Raw genomic sequence first — 3,797 nt, 5'->3', positions numbered from 1 at the left:
GGCTTCGGCTCTTGGAACTCCGGCTGGTCCACCTTCGTCTGCTCGATCATCTTCTGCTCAGGCGGCGGAGGGGGTGGAGGCGGAGGGGGCGGCTGAAGAATATTGACGATCGAAAGCTCGTGAATTCGGCGAGGCGCCGGAAGATCGTCATGTCCAGAAAGGACGACGATAGCGATGATCGACAGAACCGCGCCGCCGATCGCAATCGTCGCCCTATGGCGGCGCAGCCAGCCTCTCACAGACGCGTCATTGCGATGCTGGAAAGCTTCACGCTCCGGCCGACGATAACTTTGTCCAGTCGACGAATTCATGACGCCTTCTCCGAATTTCGCGCGCGGCAGCTCACTTCACCAACGGCTTGGTGGCGAGCCCCACTTGCGTGAGGCCGATACGCGACAAGAGATCGAGAACATCCATCACGCTTTGATATTGCGCCTGCGCGTCGCCGCGCAGCACGATCGGAAACTCCGGCGTCAACGCCTTCTGCTGGATGAGCCGCTGCTCGAGCTCTGGCAAGGTGACGGGAATCGTGTCGAGAAAAATCTTGCCATCATTGGCGATGGTGATCGCTTTCGTCGTTTGCGTGGCGAGGCTCGGAGCGGCGGAGGCCTTCGGCAGATTGACCTTTTGGCCCTGCACCGTCGCTGTCGTCATGATGATGAAGATCACTAGTAGAACATAGGCGAGATCGAGCATCGGCGTGATGTTGATATCGTCATAGGGCTTGGCTTCGTCTTGCATCTTCATTGGCGTCACTCCCCCGCAATTCGCCGCTCGACGACCTCGAACCGGCCTTCGGAATAGGATTCGGCCATGCGCGTCACGAATTCGTCGACGAAAACGTGAATGTCGCTCGTCAGATCTTTGATGCGGGAGATGAGATAATTGTATCCGAACAGCGCGGGGATCGCGACGCCGAGGCCGGCGACGGTCGCCACCAGCGCCGCGGCGATACCCGGCGCGATCGCATTGACATTCACATCTCCGCTCGCAGCGATCGCCGCGAAGGTGATCATGACGCCGACGACCGTGCCGAGCAGGCCGAGGAACGGCCCGCCAGAGATCGCGATGGTCAACACGACCATCATCCGATTGAGCTGTTGCGTCTCCTTGACGACCCCACTGTCGAGCGCCGCCCGGATCGCCGCGATCGACGGTCCGGAAAGCGCTCCCCTGCGCACGCCGGAGGCGACGAAGCGATGACGGATCTCCGAAGCGCCGATGTGATAGATTCGGTAGAGCGATGATGGACGCATGCTGTCTGCGTCCCGCTCGCTGATGCGGCCGCCCAAAGTCGCCACATCCTCATCGTCGCTGTGATCCAGCGCGGTAAGATCGGTCGCGAGCTCGCGAAAGCTCTTCATGAATTGCGCATTGGCCTTCGCCTGCCTGTTCAAATAGGTCGCGCGGTCGATCATGACGAGCCAGCTGATCGCCGCCATGATCATCAATAGGCCGATGATGATCCATCCATCGAGCGTCACCGATTTCAAGATGATCACCATATAGCCGGACAACCAGCTCGCGGTTTCTTCGTCCACGCTGAAGGAGATGAGCTTGGATGGATCCGGCCCCTGTCCGATCGCAGCGAATTTGATGAAGCCGGCCGAACGGGCACTCTTGGCGATTTGCAATTCGTCGATATCGCCGACGAATCCGGAAGCGCCCGCTTCGCCGCCGATCGCAGCGCTCGTTCGGAGCTCTGGAACGCTGGCGTCGAGCGTCGCATAGACGCGGCCGTCGACATAGAGCGAGAGGCGCCCCGCGCCAGCGACAACGGCGAGATGCCGCCAAGCATTCGCAGTCCAAGGCGCTCCGACGGCGCTGCGCGCGACGGCGCCGGCTGTCGTCACCTCGATGTAAGGCGCACCGTTGTCGAGGCCTATCGCCAATGCATCGGCGCCGGCGCGGCGGCTATAGAGCGTCGCATCGGACGCGAGCGTCGCCGGTTTGACCCAAGCCGAAAAGGTGAAAGCGTCGCCAGCGGCTAGCGCCAAGGACGGAGACGCGGGAATAATAAGAGGCGCGCGGCCGTCGAGCCGCAAGCCGCCGCCGATGATCGCGCCATCGGCTGGCTGACCGACGCTCGACGCATTGTTGCCCCACACTGACGAGTCGAGCGCCGGCGTTCCGCGTTCCGCGAAATGATAGACGAGCGCGGCGTCCGCATCAAAGGTCCCTTTGGGATCAGCGGTCGAGACGGCTTTTTTGTCGCCATAGTACAACCATATGTCCGTCTTTGCGCCGGGCTGCACATTCGGCGCGGCCACCCATATCAACGCCTCCCCTAGAAGGGGATCGAATTTCTCGATGTGATGCTTGAGCGGCGTCTTGTCGTCGCCGGCTACGAAGCGCAGATCGCCGCCATCCTCTTTGGCTGCGGAAAAGCGGAAATTGCCTATGTGCAGTCGCACCAGCACCGGCGTCGCGCCGATAGGATCCGTGATATTGGCTCCAGAGGCGCTAACGTCGATGGTGATTTTCTTGCGCAGCTGCCACTCGTCGTTCCACCAGGCGAATGCGGAGGACGACCACAATGTCATCATCGTAGCGACGCAGAAGAGCATCGAGGCGATGCGGAAGCGGCGGCGCGCGAACTCGAGCGCCAATTGACGGCCTCGCAGCTCGGATAGAATGGGCATGTCGAACGTCATCGTCGTCATCAGAATTCACCCCAGACACGAAAGTTCAGGCGCGGCTCCTTCGCCTGCGTATAGAGTTGGCTTATCATTGGCATCGAATAGACGAACATGCCGCTCACATGGTCGAGCAGCTTGATGCGCGCCCCGAAGCCATAGCTCCACAAATTGAAATGCGCCTGCTGCTCGGCCAGCGGGTGAATGACTTCGACGACCCCCTTGTCGACGAAGCCGAACAGCCTCCACTCGTTGAACAGGCTCACTGGCAGGCGATCCGCGCCGGCTTCTCGTTTGAACGCATCCTGCAGAATTTCGCCCACGTTGGGGCTGCGCAGTTCCACTGTGCCGGCGGCTCCAGTGTCGCCGAGGACCTCGGATTCGAGATAGCCCCTCACCGTGTCGAGACCACCGACGCTGATCTGCTCGCTCGAGGCCAATGGGCCATCGGCGATCTGGCCGACGATCCGGCCATAGCCCTGGAAGCCGCCCGGCAACTCCTGCAGATGAGAAACGTCTAGATTGAAATGCGTGAAGCTTCCCGACGCATAGGCGCGTTTGTTGTCGAACGCTGTCTCGTTGCTGCCCGCCGGCCGCATATTCAAAGTGAATGACGCATTGAGCTGCGTGGTGGAACTTTCGGTCTGATAGGTGGCGTTGTAAGTCGCGACCAGGGGATAATAGGTGATCGGCGAGGAGGATGAAGTTTCGGCTCCGATCCTGACGACCTCGCCGTAGTGCTTATAGTCGAGCCCCACCGAGACGGAATGATACAGATTCTCGATCGCCGGCAGCGACATCACAGCGCGCAATCCGACGGTCTGGCCGGGCCCGACGACATTCACTCCGCCGACAGTGGCGACGTCGCTCGTCGATGTGAGTCCATATGCGAGCACCGCCAGCCAATCGACGTCCGGCACGCGCGCGAGATAAGAGGCGGAGAAAACCTCGGCGTCGGAACGTTTCTGCGGCGCCGACTGATAGGTGAAGCTCAGCGAATGACCGAGTTGCCAAAGATTATCGTAGCGCACAGTCCCGATGATGCGCTGAGGCGTCGTGTTGGGCGAGCGACGATTGTTGAACTCCATATTCGCATGGAGCGGAAGCTTGTCTTCGACTTCGAGATCGACATCGACCGTGCCTGGCGCGACACCGGCGCGT

Annotated in this window: 2 protein-coding genes and 3 pseudogenes; all 5 read right to left on the bottom strand. The window is 60.8% G+C overall.

Annotated features, from left to right (window positions below):
• Positions 1-311 (bottom strand): annotated as a pseudogene (locus A1351_RS02120) (energy transducer TonB); the annotation flags it as partial.
• Positions 312-342: 31 nt separating this feature from the next.
• Positions 343-747 carry a biopolymer transporter ExbD gene (locus A1351_RS02115; RefSeq protein WP_024881694.1) on the bottom strand — a complete coding sequence of 135 codons (405 nt, stop codon included), beginning with the start codon at positions 745-747 and terminating at the stop codon, positions 343-345.
• A 5-nt stretch (positions 748-752) separates the two neighbouring features.
• Positions 753-1,202 (bottom strand): annotated as a pseudogene (locus A1351_RS26085) (MotA/TolQ/ExbB proton channel family protein); the annotation flags it as partial.
• Between the two features lie 411 nt (positions 1,203-1,613).
• Positions 1,614-2,543 (bottom strand): annotated as a pseudogene (locus A1351_RS26080) (DUF2341 domain-containing protein); the annotation flags it as partial.
• A gap of 119 nt (positions 2,544-2,662) precedes the next feature.
• Positions 2,663-3,797, bottom strand: a 1,135-nt coding sequence (locus tag A1351_RS25075; RefSeq protein WP_064032027.1) for a ShlB/FhaC/HecB family hemolysin secretion/activation protein, incomplete at its 5' end; no start/stop codon positions are given.

The sequence above is a fragment of the Methylosinus sp. R-45379 genome (assembly GCF_001644125.1).
Lineage (GTDB): Bacteria > Pseudomonadota > Alphaproteobacteria > Rhizobiales > Beijerinckiaceae > Methylosinus.
Note: the sequence above shows the minus strand (reverse complement) of the source record. Positions and strands in the feature narration are given on the sequence as shown.